Source organism: Streptomyces sp. NPDC101110, assembly GCF_044759525.1.
GTDB lineage: Bacteria > Actinomycetota > Actinomycetes > Streptomycetales > Streptomycetaceae > Streptomyces.
Map to the genome: position 1 here is coordinate 216,378 of NZ_JBIVZM010000001.1, position 15,130 is coordinate 231,507.

Genomic DNA, 15,130 nt, shown 5'->3' on the forward strand with positions numbered 1-15,130 from the left:
ATGGCCCCCCTTCCCGGCAGTGGCCTCGCCAAGGGCCTGGCCGTCACCCTCCGCACGATGACGAGGAAGTCCGTCACCGCGCAGTACCCGGACGCCCAGCCCGGCCTCCCGCCCCGCACCCGCGGCGTGATCGGCCTGTTCGAGGAGAACTGCACGGTCTGCATGCTGTGCGCCCGCGAGTGCCCGGACTGGTGCATCTACATCGACTCCCACAAGGAGACGGTCCCCCCGGCGGCCCCCGGCGGTCGCGAGCGCAGCCGCAACGTCCTCGACCGCTTCGCCATCGACTTCTCCCTGTGCATGTACTGCGGTATCTGCATCGAGGTCTGTCCTTTCGACGCCCTGTTCTGGTCTCCCGAGTTCGAGTACGCCGAGACCGACATCCGCGACCTCACCCACGAGCGCGACAAGCTCCGCGAGTGGATGTGGACCGTCCCGGCCCCGCCGGCCCTCGACCCCGCCGCTGAGGAGCCGAAGGAACTCGCCGCCGCCCGCAAGGCCGCCGACAAGCTGGCCGCGCAGCAGACCCCGCCTGCCACCGGCCTCCACGCCGACGAGCAGGCCCGCGCCGCCGAACAGCCCACCCGGCCCCAGGGCGACTCGAAGCAGCAGACCGACCAGCCGGAGCCGGATCGCCCGGAGTCGGATCGCCCGGGGCCGGATCGTCCGGAGCCGGATCGCCCGAAGACGGATCGTCCGAAGACGGATCGTCCTGAGCAAGGTCGTCCGATGCCCGGTCACCCCAAGCCGGGGCAGGAGGGGACGGAATGACCCTCGCCGCAAGCAGTGCCGCCTATCTCGCAACCGGTCACACCGCCGGGGCTGCCGCGGAAACCCACGGTTTCCTCTCCCCGACCGGCGTCGAGATCGCCTTCCTCCTCGTCGGTCTGCTGACCTTCGGCGCGGCCCTCGTCACCGTCACCACCAAGCAGCTGGTGCACGCCGCCCTGTGGCTGGTGGTCACCCTCGGCGGCCTCGCCGTCGAGTACCTCCTGCTCACCGCCGAGTTCATCGCCTGGGTACAGGTCCTCATCTACGTCGGTTCCGTCGTCGTCCTCCTCCTGTTCGGTCTCATGCTCACCAGAGCCCCCATCGGCCGCTCTCCGGACGCCGACTCCGGCAACCGGTGGGCCGCCCTCACCGTGGCCGTCGCCGCTGCCGCCGCCCTGGTCTGGGTCGTCGTCGACGCCTTCCGCACGACCTGGATCGACCTGGACGGCCCCGCCGCCGGCTCCACCGAGGCCACCGGCGCGAGCCTCTTCCAGAACTGGGTGCTCCCCTTCGAGGCTCTCTCCGTCCTCCTCCTCGCCGCCCTGGTCGGCGCCATCGTCCTGTCCCGCAAGGCGAAGGCGGAGTCGAGCTCTCCCCCCGTGAACGCCCCGGCCGCCACCAAGAGTTCCCGAGCGGTCACGGAGAGTTCAGGGAGTTCCGAGCAGGAAGGGACCCGCTGATGCACCTCGCCTACCCCGCCGTCCTCTCCGCCCTCCTCTTCTGCACGGGCCTGTACGGCGTCCTCGCCCGCCGCAACGCGATCCTGGTCCTGATGTCGGTCGAGCTGATGCTCAACGCCGTCAACCTCAACCTGGTCGCCTTCGACGTCTGGCTCAGCAGGGCCGCCGAGGAGACCCTGCACTCCGGCCAGGCCCTGACCCTGTTCACCATCGCCATCGCCGCCGCGGAGATCGGCATCGGCCTGGCGATCGTCCTCGCCGTCCACCGCAACCGCGGCACCGCGGACATCGACAAGCTCCGCGACACCGCCGAACGGCACGACCCCGACGGCCCCGACCACGACGCCCTCACGGCCGAGCGGTCCGACGAGGCCCAGAAGGCTGAGGCCACCGCGTGACCACGACCACCCTCGCCGTCCTCGTCCCCCTCCTTCCGTTCCTCGGCGCGGCCGCCGGCCTGCTGCTGGGGCGCACGGCACCCGGCTTCGTCCGCCCGCTCGCCGTCCTCCCGACGCTCGCCTCCCTGGTGCTCGCCGCGCTGGTCGCCGTTCGCCAGGGCGGCGGCGCCGCCGTCGACTCGGCCACGGAACTCACCCCCACCGGCTCGGTCCCGATCGAACTCGCCCTGCACGTCGACGGCTTCGCCGCCCTCGTCGCCGTGCTGGTCGGCCTGGTCGCCTCCTGCGTGCAGATCTACTCGACGGGCTACCTGCGCAACGACCCGCGCTACCCCTCCTACGCCGCGCTCGTCTCGCTGTTCACCTCCGCGATGTTCCTGGTCGTCTACTCCGGCGACCTGATCGTGCTGCTGGTCGGCTGGGAGGTCATGGGCATCTGCTCCTACTTCCTGGTCGGCCACTACTGGGAGACCCCGGAGGCCCGCGGCGCCTCCCTCAAGGCCTTCCTGGTCACCAAGCTCGGCGACGTCCCCTTCCTCATCGGCCTGTTCGCCCTGGCCACCGACGCCGGATCGTTCCGCGTCACCCGGATCCTGGGCACCGTCGCGAGCGGTGGGCTCGACCACCCGACGCTGATCGCCCTGCTGCTCCTGGCGGGCGTGGCGGGCAAGTCGGCCCAGTTCCCGCTGCACACGTGGCTCCCCGACGCGATGGCGGGCCCGACCCCCGTCTCCGCGCTGATCCACGCCGCCACGATGGTCGCCGCCGGTGTCTACTTCATCGCCCGTCTCCTCCCGGTCTTCGAGGCCTCGCAGGCCGCGATGGTCGTCCTCGCCGTCATGGCCGCCGTCACGATGACCGGCTCGGCGCTCGCCGCGCTCGCCCAGGACGACATCAAGCGCGTCCTCGCCTACTCGACGATCGGCCAGCTCGGCTACATGACCGGTGCCCTCGCCGTCGGCGACCGCGGTGCCGCCGTCTTCCACCTCCTGTCCCACGGCGCCTTCAAGGCGCTGCTGTTCCTCGCGGCCGGCGTGATCATCCACGCCGCCGGCACCAACTCGCTCGCCGCCATGTCCCGCATGCGCAACCTGCGCGACCGCATCCCCGACGCCTACTGGACGATGACCATGGCGTTGCTCGCGCTCGCCGCGATCCCGCCGTTCAGCGGCTTCTTCTCCAAGGAGGCCGTCCTCGGCGTCGCCGAGCACGTCGTCACCGGACACACCGAGCGCGCCCCCGCCGCCGCGGGCTGGCTCGTCCTCGTCGCCGGTCTGCTCACGGCCGTGCTCACCGCCGCCTACGCGATGCGCCTGTGGCTGCTCGCCTTCCGGGGCCGGGGCACCGAAGCCCCCGACCACGGCAGGCAGCCGCTGACGATGACCGTCGTGCTGTGGGTCCTCGCCGTCCCGTCCCTGGCCCTCGGCGGATTCGCGTTCCGCCTGCTGCCCGACTGGTTCGACGGCCGCGACCTCGGCCCCACCCTGACCACATCCGTGCTCGGCACGGGCCTGGTGCTGGTCGGCGGCATCGTCACCTACGCGGCCTGGCGGCACACCACCGCCCTCGCGGCCCGCGTCCCCCTGGGTGCCGTCGCGGCCCACCCCGAGGGCGACGCCGCCCAGGTCGAGGCGGAAGCCATCACCAGCCACGAGCCGGCCTACGGCGACATCGCCTACGCCCCCGACCCCGCCGACCCGGGACGGCTGCTGCTCGGCCCCCTGCACCGCCACGCGGCCGCCGGCTTCCACCTGGACGCCGTGTACACGGTCCTGTTCGTCCGACCGGTCCAGGCCGGCGCGAGCCTCGTCCGGTTCCTCGACCGCGAGGTCGTCGAGACCTACGTCCGCGGTGCGGGTGCGCTGCCCCGCTGGCTCGGCGCCGCCGTACGGCGTGCCCAGACCGGCAACGTCCAGACCTATGTGAGCGCGCTGCTCGCCGGCACCGTGGTCCTCGCGGTCGCCGCCGTCCTCGTCGCCACGGGAGCGTGAGCAGACGTGATCGATATCAACGAGTCCGTGATGCAGTTCCTTCTGGCGTTCGTCGTCGTCGGTCCGCTCCTCGGCGCCGTCGCGGCTCTCCTGCCCGCCCCGCCCGGACTGAAGGGGAAGTCACCCGAGCAGGCCGTGCTCCGGCACGGTGTCACCGTCACCGGCGCGGTTCTCGCCGCGGCGATCGTCCTCACGCTCGGCTTCGACCACGACCGGCCGTCGAAGATGCAGGCCGGCACGGACATCAGCTGGATCCCCGCGCTCGACGTGCGCATCCACCTCGGCGTCGACGGCATCTCTCTCCCCCTTCTGGTCCTGACCGCGCTGCTGACCTTTCTCTGCGCGCTCTACTCGTACTTCAAGATGCCCGAAGGCCCGAGCCCGAAGGCCTTCGTCGCCCTGCTGCTCGTCCTCGAGGGCGGCACGCTCGCGACCTTCGCCGTCCTCGACCTGCTGCTGTTCTTCCTCGCCTTCGAGATGGTCCTCATCCCGATGTACTTCCTCATCGCCCGCTGGGGCGGCGAGGACCGGAGCCGGGCCGCCTGGCGATTCATCCTCTACACGCTGCTCGGCTCCGTGGTCATGCTGCTCGGCCTGCTCCTGATCGGAATCAAGGCGGGCACGTTCGACATGGTGGCACTCGCCACTGACAACGGCCGGTCGCTGACCGCATCCGTGCAGGTCATCGCCGTTCTGGCGATCGGGATCGGGCTCGCGGTGAAAACGCCGATGTGGCCGCTGCACAGCTGGCTGCCCGACGCCCACACCGCCGCGCCCACCGTCGGTTCGGTCCTCCTGGCCGGCGTGCTGCTCAAGATGGGTACGTACGGATTCGTCCGGATCCTGCTCCCCGTCGCGCCGGACGGCTTCCGTACCTTCGCGCCCTACCTCGCCGCCCTGGCCGTCGTCGGCATCATCTACGGATCGCTGGCCTGCCTGGCCCTCGCCAAGCAGGGCGCGAAGGGCGACCTCAAGCGCCTCATCGCCTACTCGTCCGTCGGCCACATGGGCTTCGTCCTGCTCGGCATCGCCACGATGACCCCGACCGGCGTGAACGGCGCCCTGTTCGCCAACATCGCCCACGGCCTCATCACCGGCCTGCTCTTCTTCCTGGTCGGCGCCCTGAAGGACCGCACCGGCACCACCGACCTCGACACCCTCGCCGAGGAGACCGGCGCCGCCCTCTACGGCAAGGCCCCGCGCCTCGGCGGTCTGCTCGCGTTCGCCGCCGTCGCCTCGCTCGGCCTGCCGGGCCTCGCCGGCTTCTGGGGCGAGATGCTGGCCCTGTTCGGCGCGTTCCAGCCGGCGGAGGGCCTCAGCCGCCCCGCCTTCCTCACGTTCATGGCGATCGGCGCGTTCGGCACCCTGCTGACCGCCGCGTACCTGCTGATCGTGGTCCGCCGGGTCTGTATGGGCGCCCTGCCCCAGGACGCCCCGAAACTCGCCGACGTCCGCTCCTACGAGTTCGCGGCGTGGACCCCGCTCGTGGCCCTCACCGTCGTCGCGGGCCTGTGGCCCAGAGCCCTCCTCGGCCTGAGTGACCCGGCCGTCCAGCAGCTGCTCGCAGGAGGCACCCGATGAGCTCCCCGGCCCAGCCCCTGGCGGCGTCGCTGGTCCAGTCCGTCGACTGGCTCGCCATCGCTCCGCCCACCATCGCGGCGGTCGTCGCACTCGTCGTCCTGGTCGCCGACCTGTTCGTCGCCGAGCACCGCAAGGCCCTGCTCGGCTGGACGTCGGTGGCGGGCCTGGCAGCCGCCACGGCGATGCTGCTGCCCCTCCTCGACGGTGACCGCAGCACCTTCTGCCTGACCGGCGACGCCACCGTGTGCAGCTACACGGCCGACCGCTTCACCCTGGTCATCCAGTTCCTGGTCCTCGGCGGCGCCCTGCTCGCCGCCCTCCTGTCGGTCACCGCCCTGAAGGACGCCCGCAAGGACCTGCCCGAGGGCGAGTACTGGTTCCTGCTGCTGTCCTCCGCAGCCGGCGCCGCCCTGCTGCCCGCCTCCCGCGACCTCGCGACCCTGATCGTCGCCCTGGAGGTCGCCTCGCTGCCCGCCTTCGCGCTGGTCGGCCTCAGGTACGGCGACCGGAAGTCCTCGGAAGCGGCCCTGAAGTTCTTCCTGTCCTCGGTCACGGCCACCGCGGTCAGCCTGATGGGCATCAGCTTCGTGTACGCCACCACGGGCACCCTCTACCTCACCCAGGTCGCCGACCGCATCCAGGACGTCGACGCGCAGTTCCACACCCTCGCCCAGACCGGCGTGGTCCTCACCCTGGTCGGCTTCGCCTTCAAGACGGCCGCCGTGCCCTTCCACTTCTGGGTGCCCGACACCTACGTCGGGGCGCCCCTGCCGATCGCGGCCTACCTGTCGGTCATCGGCAAGGCGGTCGGCTTCAGCGGCCTCATCCTCGTGACGGTCGTGGCCCTCCCCTCGTACGCCGACGTCTGGGGCCCCGCCCTGGCAGCCCTGGCCGCGCTCACCATGACCGTGGGCAACGCCGGAGCCCTCCGCCAGCAGGCCACGCGCGCGTACAGCGCGGTACGCCTGCTCGCCTGGTCCTCCGTCGGCCAGGCCGGCTACCTCCTGGTGCCGATCGCCGCCGCCGCGTACTCCGGGGACGCCGAGAAGTCGATCGGCTCGACCGTCGCCTACGCGCTCATGTACGGCGCCGTGAACCTCGGCGCCTTCGCCGTCGCCGCGCTCGTCGGCCGTACGAAGGTCCTCAACCGGGTGGCCGACTACCGCGGTCTGTACGCCTCCAGCCCCCTGTCCGCACTGCTCCTGGCGTTCTTCCTCTTGTGCCTCGCAGGGCTGCCACCGGGCATCATCGGTCTGTTCGCCAAGGTCACCGTGTTCTCCGCGGCTGTCGACGCCGGTCTCGGCTGGCTCGCCGTGGTCATGGCCGTCAACGTCGTCATCGCGCTCTTCTACTACCTCCAGTGGACGGCCCTGCTGTTCCGCGCACCCGAGGGGGAACCCGAGAAGCACCGCGTCCCCGGCCCGGTCACCGCCGCGATCGCTCTGACCGGTGTCCTCGGCATCGCCCTGTCCGGCGCACCCCAGCTGGTCCTGCGCTTCACCGACACCGGACTCTTCTGAAACCCGTTCCGGGCAAGGCCGGCCCTCGAAAGATCCGGCCGTTCACCCCGGGCCGCCTACACCGCGCGCGTGCGGGCACTCGCCCCCCACGCGCGCGTGCCGTCTCCCGGTGCCGTCACCCGGACGGCCCACACCGGCCGCCGCACGCACCAGGGAACTCGAGCCTCTCGCCTGGCGTTGACCAGTACGGGAGGGTCCACTGGACGTGACGACGCGGCACCAGTGGCACCGCAGACACAGCAAGCAAGGGTCCCCTGCCGCACCACTAGGAGGGCGTACCGTGCACCGCCGGCACAACGGGCTCAGGACAGCGATCCTCCTGGGAGGACTGTCCGCACTCATCATCGTCATCGGCAGTTTCTTCGGCCGCATGGGGCTCGTCATCGCCGTCCTGGTAGCACTGGCCACCAACGCGTACGCGTACTGGAACAGCGACAAACTGGCACTGCGCGCGATGCGCGCCCGCCCGGTCAGCGAGTTCGAGGCTCCGGCGCTCTACCGCATGGTCCGTGAGCTCTCCACCCAGGCCCGCCAGCCCATGCCGCGCCTGTACATCTCCCCGACGGAGGCACCCAACGCCTTCGCCACGGGCCGCAACCCACGCAATGCCGCCGTGTGCTGCACCGACGGCATCCTGCGCCTGCTGAACGAGCGGGAGCTGCGCGGCGTCATCGGTCACGAACTGAGCCACGTCTACAACCGCGACATCCTCATCTCGTCGGTCGCGGGTGCCCTCGCCTCCGTCATCATGTTCCTGGTCAACTTCGCCTGGCTGATCCCCATCGGACGCTCGGACGACGACGACGGACCCGGTCTGCTCGGCATGCTGCTGATCATGATCTTGGGTCCGCTCGCAGCCTCACTCATCCAACTCGCCATCAGCCGCTCCCGCGAGTACCAGGCGGACGCCTCGGGCTCCCAGCTCACCGGAGACCCGCTCGCCCTGGCCAGCGCCCTGCGCAAGCTCGAACTCGGCACGAAGCAGCTCCCGCTGCCGCCCGAACCGCGGATCGAGACCGCCAGCCACATGATGATCGCGAACCCGTTCCGGCCCGGCCAGGGACTCTCGAAGATGTTCTCCACACACCCGCCGATGGCGGAACGGATCGCCCGGCTCGAGAAGATGGCAGGTGGGAACCAGTGAGGACCATACTCAACGTCATATGGCTCATCCTGAGCGGCTTCTGGCTGTTCCTCGCCTACATGCTCGCGGGCCTGCTGCTCTGCATCACCATCATCGGCATCCCGTTCGGCATCGCGGCCTTCCGGATCGGGGTCTACGCCCTCTGGCCCTTCGGGTACACGACGATCGAGCGCCACGACGCGGGTGCGCCGTCCTGCGTGGGGAACGTGCTGTGGCTGGTGCTCGCGGGCTGGTGGCTCGCCCTCGGCCACATCACCACCGGCATCGCCCTGTGCCTCACGATCATCGGTATCCCGTTGGGCATCGCCAACTTCAAGCTCATCCCGGTCTCGTTGTTCCCGCTCGGCCGCGACATCGTGCGGACGAACGAGCCGTTCGCGGTGCGCTGACGGAGGGGCGCCGACCCGCCGTCAGTCCACAGGACAAGGGTTATCCACAGGCCGGCCCGGCTGTCGGCGGCGGCCTGCATCATGAACCCATGACCGAGATCGAGCAGTTGCCGCCCCGAGTGACGGACACGCCCTGCAACAAGCTCACGAGGAACCGCACTTCGCGCCCCTGGCCACCGGCCCAGTCAGCAGTCCGCCCGCCCTAGCCCTTCCCCGCCCGGGCCTGCATCCACCGCCGCACCGCGTACGCGACCACCCCGGCCGCCAGTACCCCCGCGCCCACCACCACCGACACCCCGGGCAGCGAGAACGCCAGGACCACGCACCCGGCAAGCCCCACCGCGGGCACCACCCGTGCCGCCGGGGCCGGAGACAGCGTCCAGGCCGACGCATTGGCCACTGCGTAATACGCCAGCACACCGAAGGAGGAGAACCCGATCGCGCCCCGGACGTCCACCGTGGCGGCCAGGACCGCGACCACCGCGCCCACGGCCAGCTCAGCCCGGTGCGGCACCTGGAACCGCGGATGCACGGCGGCCAGCGCCACCGGGAGATGCCGGTCCCGTGCCATGGCGAGCGTCGTCCGTGACACGCCGAGGATCAGCGCAAGCAGCGAGCCCAGCGCGGCCACCGCCGCACCGATCCGCACCACCGGCACCAGCCAGGGCGCCCCCGCCCCACGCACCGCCTCGGCCAGCGGCGCCGACGCGTCCCCGAGACCATCCGGCCCCAGTACGGAGAGGACAGCCACGGCCACACACACGTAGACCACCAGCGAGATCCCCAGCGCCAGTGGAATCGCGCGCGGAATGGTGCGTGCCGGATCCCGCACCTCCTCGCCGAGCGTCGCGATCCGGGCGTACCCGGCGAAGGCGAAGAACAGCAGACCGGCCGCCTGCAAGACCCCGTCCGCCCCGCCCGAGGCCCCGATGTCCAGCCGCCCGGCATCGGCCTCACCCGACGTCAGACACACCACCACCACGGAAGCGAGGACAGCGAGGACCAGCGCCACGATCAACCGCGTCAGCCACGCGGACTTCTGGACACCGCCGTAGTTCACAGCCGTCAGCGCCACCACGGCCGCCACCGCCACCGCGTACGCCTGATCCGGCCAGACGTACGTCCCCACGGTGAGCGCCATCGCCGCACAGGAGGCCGTCTTCCCGACCACGAACGACCATCCGGCGAGGTACCCCCAGAACCGCCCGAGCCGCTCCCTCCCGTACACGTACGTGCCGCCCGAGGCCGGGTACAGGGCCGCGAGGCGCGCCGACGACATGGCGTTGCAGTACGCGACCACGGCTGCGACGGCGAGCCCGAGGAGCAGCCCGGTGCCGGCGGCGTGCGCGGCCGGCGCGAGAGCGGCGAAGATCCCCGCTCCCACCATCGAGCCGAGTCCGATGACGACGGCGTCGCCCACGCCGAGGGTGCGGCGAAGGCTGGGACCGGAGGCTGTCATGCGTCGCACCCTACTGATCGGTGCAACCGGCGGATGCGGGCGGAACGTCCTTCCCACCAACACGGCGTGAACGCGCGTGGCGAGGAGGCCACGCCCGGAACACCGGACGTACGACGCACGGCCCCGGCCCGCCGAAAGCAAGATCACACGGCCGGGACAGTGCGGGCACAGCGTGAAAGGGCAGGTTCACGGCATGACCATCATCAGCTGGATCATCCTGGGACTGTTGGCCGGGGCCATCGCGAAGTTCCTGCTGCCGGGGCGCGACCCGGGCGGTCTCATCGGCACGACCCTGATCGGCATCGCGGGCGCGTTCATCGGCGGCTGGATATCGGCCCGCTGGATGGACCACCCGATCAGCAAGAGCTTCTACGACGGTGCGACGTGGGCGGCGGCGATCGGCGGATCGCTCGTCCTCCTGATCGCCTACCGCCTCCTGTTCGGCAACTCGCGCGACTGACCGCGCGTCCCCGACGCGGTCGGCAGACGGGACGAAGGCCACCGCCGGCAGACGGGACGAAGGGCGGGCACCCGTGGTGCCCACCCTTCTCGTAACCGTGCGTGCGGCAGCCCGGGTGACCGGACCTACCGGTAGTTCACGAACTGCATCGCGAAGTCGAAGTCCTTGCCCTTCAGCAGGGTGATGACGGCCTGCAGATCGTCACGGCTCTTGGAACTGACCCGCAGCTCCTCGCCCTGCACCTGCGCCTTCACGCCCTTGGGGCCCTCGTCACGGATGGTCTTCGCCACCTTCTTCGCGTTCTCCTGGGAGATGCCCTCCTTGATCGACGAGAAGATCTTGTACTCCTTGCCGGAGAGCTGGGGCTCGCCCGCATCCAGGGCCTTCAGCGAGATGCCCCGCTTGATCAGCTTGGACTGGAAGACGTCGAGGATGGCCTTCACCCGGTCCTCGGAGTTCGCCTCCATGAGGATCTGCTCACCGGACCACGAGATCGAGGCACCCACGCCCTTGAAGTCGTAGCGCTGCGAGATCTCCTTGGCGGCCTGATTGAGTGCGTTGTCGACCTCCTGCCGCTCGACCTTCGAGACGATGTCGAAACTGGAGTCGGCCATGTCCTGTGGCTCCTTGTATCGGGGTGCGTATCGTGCGTACCGGCGTATGCGGGCGGCCGCAGGGCCCGTTCGGGTCATGGGCCGCATCCGGACCAGCCTAGCCACCCCCGGCCGCCGGAGCGCCGATCAATCGGGTGGCGAAGCACCCCTCGGCATCAGGTATTGTTTACGTCGTTGCCACGGAGCACCGCGGAGAAGCGGTTCAAAGGGCAGCAACCCCGGCGGTGTGCCCGAGCGGCCAAAGGGAGCAGACTGTAAATCTGCCGGCTCAGCCTTCCCAGGTTCGAATCCTGGCGCCGCCACACTGGGGAAGACCCCCTCTGATCAGGTAGTCACTTGATCAGAGGGGGTTTTTCGTTGCCTCGTACTGGTCCTCCCAGGAGGGAACGGCCGTGGACGCATCCCCACGCATCCCACCCCCTGCTGCCCCCACGCCGCCCCCGAGCGGCGCACGCCCCCCCGGGTGAGCATGATCACTCCAGTCGGCCAGGTAGAGGGCATGAACGCGTCAGCTAGGCTGCCGCCTCTCGTAACGCCATCCTCCTGAAGAGGTGCAATGAAGACAGGCAGACGAACCGTCGCGGTGGCCACGCTCGTGGGGGCGCTGGGGCTCTCGGTGCTCAACGCGCCGACGGCTCAAGCGGCGGACACCGGTATCACCGTGTCGGACATCGTCATCAACAACGGCAAGCCGATCGTCGTCGGCACGTCGAAGGTCGTGGAGCCGTCGATCAGCTTCGCCATCGCACTGCCCTCCGGCTACAGCACCGCAGACCCCTCCCGCTACGATGCGTACCCCTTCCTCTACCGGGGCAGCATCAAGACCGCGGCCGACACCGGTGAGAACTTCATCCAGCCGGGCAGCTACACCTGCTACGAGACCGACTCCAAGCACGCTCGCTGCGAGGGCACCCTCTACATCGACCCGCACCCGAGCCAGGAGCACGTCGACTCCAACAGCGACGCCACGACCTGGAAGGTCGGCGTCTCACTGAAGCTGTGGAAGGCCGACGGCGGCCTCAAGACCGGCGAACTGGAGACGCGGTCCACCACCACCCAGCTCAAGCGCGCGGCCAAAGCCACCACCAATGCCTCGCCCGAACCGGTCACCAAAGGCAAGACGATCACCGTCACGGGCAAGCTGACCCGGGCGAACTGGAGCACCAAGAAGTACGACGGTTACAGCGGCCGTACGGTGAGCCTCCAATTCCGCGCCAAGGGCGGCGACACGTTCAAGACAGTGAAGAAGTCCACCACCAGCAGCACCGGGGGTCTGAAGACCACGGTCACCGCCTCGGTCGACGGCTCGTACCGCTGGGTCTATTACGGCAATTCCACAACCGGCGTCGCCACCAGTGCGGCCGACTACGTCGACGTGCGCTGACGCAATAAGTGGCGGGTCGGGATCCCGCGCACCGTCTTCCAGGCCCATGGACGTCCTGACCTGCCATTACCTCCACCGCGAGGCTCGGCGTCACGAAGAGGGACCAAAGCCTGGCGGACAGGGATCCCGACCCGATGCGCAGTGGGAAAGAGGCGTCGGCCGCGCGAGAAAGACGCCGGAGAAAAGGTGGCGTCGGGCCAATGGGAAAGGCAAGGGCTCGTCAGCTCCTTGCCACTCTCAACGTATAGCGCAAGGGGGACCTTGCGGCAAGACCCCCGCAGTGCCGCAGAATCCTCGCTCCGAACCCGGAAAGGGCGAAAGCGGGGTCTGCCTTGATCGATGTGGTCATTACCGGCGGCGGTCCGACGGGCATGATGCTGGCCGGGGAGCTGCGGCTGCACGGCGTGCGTCATGTGCTCGTACTGGAGAGGGAGGCCCAACCGGCCGCGTACGTGCGCGCGCTCGGCCTCCACGTGCGCAGTATCGAGGTGCTCGACCAGCGTGGTCTGCTGGAGCGTTTCCTCGCCGAGGGCCGCAAGCATCCGCTCGGCGGCTTCTTCGCCGGCCTCAGCAAGCCGCCTCCCGACCGGCTGGACACCGCGCACGGGTACGTCCTCGGCATCCCGCAGCCCGTCACCGACCGTCTGCTCGCCGAGCACGCGGTCGAACTCGGCGCCGAGGTGCGGCGCGGCTGCGAACTGGCCGGGCTGAGCCAGGACGAGGACGGCGTGACGGCCCAACTGGCGGACGGCACACGGTTGCGCGCCCGCTACCTCGTGGGGTGCGACGGCGGCCGCAGCACGGTGCGCAAGCTGCTCGACGTCGGATTCCCAGGCGAGCCCTCCAGGGTCGAGACGCTGATGGGCGAGATGGCGGTGAACGCGTCGCCGGAAGAACTGGCGGCCGTGACGGCGGAGGTCCGCAAGACCCACTTCCGGTTCGGCGCCATGCCGGTGGGGGAGGGGGTGCACCGCGTCATCGTGCCCGCCGAGGGAGTGGCCGAGGACCGGACGATCCCGCCGACCCTCGACGAGTTCAGGCGGCAGCTGCGGAAGTACGCCGGCACCGACTTCGGTGTGCACTCCCCGCGCTGGCTCTCCCGCTTCGGGGACGCCACTCGGCAGGCCGAGCGCTACCGCACGGGCCGTGTCCTGCTGGCCGGCGACGCCGCGCACATCCACCCGCCGACCGGCGGGCAGGGGCTCAACCTCGGCATCCAGGACGCGTTCAATCTCGGCTGGAAGCTGGCCGCCGAACTGCGCGGCGGGGCACCGGAGGGCCTGCTGGACAGTTACCACTCCGAACGCCACCCGGTGGCCGCCGCCGTACTGGACAACACCCGGGCGCAGATGCACCTGTTGGCGCCCGAACCGGGACCGCAGGCCGTGCGCCGGCTGCTGGCGGAGCTGATGGACTTCGAGGAGGTGAGCCGGTACCTCATCGAGAAGGTCACCGCGATCGACGTCCGCTACGACTGCGGTGAGGGTCACGAACTCCTCGGCCGGCGACTGCGGGACGTGCGCTTGAAGCGGGGCCGCCTCTACGAGCGGATGCGCGACGGGCGCGGACTGCTGCTCGACCGGACCGGCGGCCGGCTGTCGGTGGCGGGCTGGTCGGACCGGGTCGGCCATGTCGTCGACATCGGCGGGAAACCCGACGTCAGCGGGAAACCCGACGTCAGCGGGAAACCCGGCGTCAGCGGGGAACTCAACGCCAGTGGAGTTCCCGACACCAGCGAGGAACCCGACGTCAGCGAGGAACTCGACGTGCCGGCGGTGCTGTTGCGACCTGATGGGCACGTCGTCTGGGTCGGTGACGACCAGCGGGATCTGCTCGACCATCTGCAGAGGTGGTTCGGAGCGGCAACCGGCTGAACGGGCCGCGTACGGCCGCTGGGTCGGGGCACGCGAGCAGCCCGACCCCGCGTGCCTCACCCCACCGGGCCGTCCACTCGCCGCAGGCGTGAGCCAGTTCGATGTCGTGGTCGTCCACGCCGGTCCCCGGGAGGGTCAGCGGTGGCGCCCGGGCGGGTAGCCGGTCGCGATGACCGTCTACGCGCCGGTGTCCAGGTCGGAGAAGGCGTAGGGACCATCGAGACCGGTGTGTGTCGTGGCGGCCACGTTGCCCGCCGCGTCCACCGGCGTCACCCGCGCGTCTGCCAGCGGGGCGCCCCCTGCGCGCACCGCGCCCGGCACTGGCGTGCCCCGCACCTGTGCGCCGGGGCGCAGTTCGAGCTCGACCCGGGTGGTCCCGGCCATGCCGACCGCGACGACACGGGCCGGCGGCCGGTACTTGGGGGAGTTGACCGCGAGGGTCACCGTCCCCGGCACCAGGTCGGTGACCGCGAACTCGCCCAGCACGTCCGTCCGACCCGCGGCCAGCACCTCTCCGCGTACGTCCGTCACGATGACGGCGGCCTCGGCGACCGGCGTCCCGCCGTCCGCGGAACGCACCGCACCGGTCAGGCCGCTGGTGCCGCTCAGCAGCACGTCGTACGCCACCGGCTCCCCGGCCGCGACGGTCGTGGAGGCCTGCGGCTGACAGCCCTCCGACGCGGCGATCAGGACGTACGAACCGGCGCCCGGTGCGTCGACGGCGTACGAACCGCCCCTCGCGGGACCGACCGCCCGAGCTGCTTCCCGCGCTGCGACACGAGCGTCACGGCGGCCCCGCCGACCGCCGTACGGTCAGCCCTCAGCACCCGGACGCTCCCTGCACGCTACAGCTACGCGAGGACAC

Annotated in this window: 13 protein-coding genes, 1 tRNA gene and 1 pseudogene; 12 read left to right on the plus strand and 3 right to left on the minus strand. The window is 70.5% G+C overall.

Translation table 11 applies throughout. The features are described 5' to 3' along the window. From ACIQU3_RS01005 to ACIQU3_RS01040, 8 genes are all read left to right on the plus strand, one after another. The gene (locus tag ACIQU3_RS01005) at positions 1-771 is read left to right on the plus strand and encodes a 4Fe-4S binding protein (RefSeq protein ID WP_403724226.1); all 771 of its coding nucleotides are present in this window, start codon (positions 1-3) and stop codon (positions 769-771) included. Beyond that, positions 768-1,451: an NADH-quinone oxidoreductase subunit J gene (locus ACIQU3_RS01010; RefSeq protein WP_403724229.1), complete on the plus strand. Its 684-nt coding sequence runs from the start codon at positions 768-770 to the stop codon at positions 1,449-1,451. Before ACIQU3_RS01005 ends, ACIQU3_RS01010 begins: the two co-directional genes overlap by 4 nt. Further along, positions 1,451-1,849, plus strand: coding sequence for an NADH-quinone oxidoreductase subunit NuoK (gene nuoK, locus ACIQU3_RS01015; protein ID WP_361109515.1), 399 nt, complete (start codon positions 1,451-1,453; stop codon positions 1,847-1,849). Before ACIQU3_RS01010 ends, nuoK begins: the two co-directional genes overlap by 1 nt. Next, on the plus strand, positions 1,846-3,840 hold the full coding sequence (locus ACIQU3_RS01020; protein WP_403922962.1) for an NADH-quinone oxidoreductase subunit L: 1,995 nt from the start codon (positions 1,846-1,848) through the stop codon (positions 3,838-3,840). The genes nuoK and ACIQU3_RS01020 overlap by 4 nt, the downstream gene beginning before the upstream one ends. A gap of 6 nt (positions 3,841-3,846) precedes the next feature. Then, positions 3,847-5,421, plus strand: coding sequence for an NADH-quinone oxidoreductase subunit M (locus ACIQU3_RS01025; protein ID WP_403724234.1), 1,575 nt, complete (start codon positions 3,847-3,849; stop codon positions 5,419-5,421). Next, entirely contained in the window at positions 5,418-6,941 is a 1,524-nt protein-coding gene (locus ACIQU3_RS01030; RefSeq protein ID WP_403724236.1) for an NADH-quinone oxidoreductase subunit N, read from the plus strand. The genes ACIQU3_RS01025 and ACIQU3_RS01030 overlap by 4 nt, the downstream gene beginning before the upstream one ends. A gap of 280 nt (positions 6,942-7,221) precedes the next feature. Further along, the gene (htpX, locus tag ACIQU3_RS01035; RefSeq protein ID WP_403724239.1) at positions 7,222-8,085 is read left to right on the plus strand and encodes a zinc metalloprotease HtpX; all 864 of its coding nucleotides are present in this window, start codon (positions 7,222-7,224) and stop codon (positions 8,083-8,085) included. Beyond that, positions 8,082-8,474 carry a YccF domain-containing protein gene (locus ACIQU3_RS01040; protein WP_403922964.1) on the plus strand — a complete coding sequence of 131 codons (393 nt, stop codon included), beginning with the start codon at positions 8,082-8,084 and terminating at the stop codon, positions 8,472-8,474. The genes htpX and ACIQU3_RS01040 overlap by 4 nt, the downstream gene beginning before the upstream one ends. A gap of 202 nt (positions 8,475-8,676) precedes the next feature. Here ACIQU3_RS01040 and ACIQU3_RS01045 read toward each other — a convergent pair whose 3' ends face one another. Beyond that, positions 8,677-9,933, minus strand: coding sequence for an APC family permease (locus ACIQU3_RS01045; protein WP_403922966.1), 1,257 nt, complete (start codon positions 9,931-9,933; stop codon positions 8,677-8,679). Positions 9,934-10,126: 193 nt separating this feature from the next. On the opposite strand from ACIQU3_RS01045, the gene ACIQU3_RS01050 reads away from it, so the two are divergent. Beyond that, complete coding sequence (locus ACIQU3_RS01050; RefSeq protein ID WP_366710424.1) at positions 10,127-10,393, plus strand: GlsB/YeaQ/YmgE family stress response membrane protein; 267 nt, start codon at positions 10,127-10,129, stop codon at positions 10,391-10,393. A gap of 125 nt (positions 10,394-10,518) precedes the next feature. Here ACIQU3_RS01050 and ACIQU3_RS01055 read toward each other — a convergent pair whose 3' ends face one another. After that, a complete protein-coding gene (locus ACIQU3_RS01055; protein WP_033309004.1) occupies positions 10,519-11,007 on the minus strand; it encodes a YajQ family cyclic di-GMP-binding protein in 489 nt (162 codons plus the stop codon). A gap of 220 nt (positions 11,008-11,227) precedes the next feature. Here ACIQU3_RS01055 and ACIQU3_RS01060 point away from each other — a divergent pair. The 3 genes from ACIQU3_RS01060 to rox all read left to right on the plus strand — a co-directional run bounded on the left by ACIQU3_RS01060 (position 11,228) and on the right by rox (position 14,265). After that, a tRNA-Tyr gene (locus tag ACIQU3_RS01060) sits at positions 11,228-11,309 on the plus strand. Between the two features lie 254 nt (positions 11,310-11,563). Next, positions 11,564-12,391, plus strand: coding sequence for a hypothetical protein (locus ACIQU3_RS01065; protein WP_403724250.1), 828 nt, complete (start codon positions 11,564-11,566; stop codon positions 12,389-12,391). Between the two features lie 332 nt (positions 12,392-12,723). Beyond that, complete coding sequence (gene rox, locus ACIQU3_RS01070; RefSeq protein ID WP_403724252.1) at positions 12,724-14,265, plus strand: rifampin monooxygenase; 1,542 nt, start codon at positions 12,724-12,726, stop codon at positions 14,263-14,265. 85 nt (positions 14,266-14,350) lie between these two features. Here rox and ACIQU3_RS01075 read toward each other — a convergent pair. After that, positions 14,351-15,089 (minus strand): annotated as a pseudogene (locus ACIQU3_RS01075) (collagen binding domain-containing protein); the annotation flags it as partial. Positions 15,090-15,130 lie beyond the last annotated feature (41 nt).